General features: G+C 31.0%; 1 protein-coding gene. It reads right to left on the reverse strand.

From position 1 onward, the window contains the following. A partial coding sequence (locus tag FPG59_RS16320) for a YihY/virulence factor BrkB family protein (protein ID WP_086455559.1) occupies positions 1-904 on the reverse strand: 904 nt, incomplete at its 3' end. Between the last annotated feature and the right edge of the window lie 125 nt (positions 905-1029).

A 1029-nucleotide genomic window follows, 5' to 3' on the forward strand; every position in this document is an offset into this window, starting at 1 on the left:
CCTCTAGTACTTCTACTTTAATAGCTACTGCATAGTCGTTTGGGACAATTTTATTGCCATGAGCATTGGCGTATACTTTGGTAAACTCAGCTCCAAAATATAATATGATTGCCGAATAATAAACCCAAACTAAAATAATTACAATAGAGCCTGCTGCACCATAAACAGTAGCAACCGTTGAGCTTCCTAAGTAAAAACCTATTGCAAATTTCCCTATCATAAAAAAGAAAGAAGTAAAACTAGATCCAATTAAGGCATCTTTCCACACTATTTCTCCATCTGGTAATGTTTTAAAAATCACTGAAAACAAAACAGTTGTTGTAATAAAAAGCAATATAATATTGAGTACAAAAAAAATGTATACCGTTGTATCAGGAAAATAAATTATCAAACGTGCATTTATAACATCCATAACTGTATTGAGCATTAAACTTACCATTAGTAAGAACCCAACAGATGCAATCATTGAAAAAGACATTAATCTGTTCTTAACAAACTTCATGATACCTTTATTAGGTTTTGCCCTTAAACCCCAAATAAAATTGATAGAACTTTGAATTTCAGCAAAAACTCCCGAGGCTCCAATAAGAAGCATGATTCCACCAAAGACGGCTGCAAAAGTATTACTATCTGAAAGTTCAATATTCTTAATAGTCTCTTGAATTTGCAAAGCAGCTTGATTGCCTACCATACCGTTTATTTGACCAAAAAACCGCCCAGTAACAGCCTCTCTTCCAAAGAAAAAGCTAAAAATAGACAGTATAATTATTAATAATGGAGGTAATGAAAAAATAGTAAAATACGACAATGAGGCACTCAATTTGATTGCGTTATCATTTTCAAACTCTTCATAGGTTCGTTTCAAAAGGCTCCAGCCATCTTTAGCTAATTTTCTTTTTTTCATTAAAATAAAATATAGTTATAGGTACTCCATTTGAATCCAAATCAAATATTTGGTTTCAACTAAGAATGAATTTTCAAAATTACAAAGAAGAAATACACCAAATTGAAAAGAATTTTATATAATTT

This window comes from Flavobacterium sp. FPG59 (genome assembly GCF_002150205.1).
Taxonomy (GTDB): Bacteria; Bacteroidota; Bacteroidia; order Flavobacteriales; family Flavobacteriaceae; genus Flavobacterium.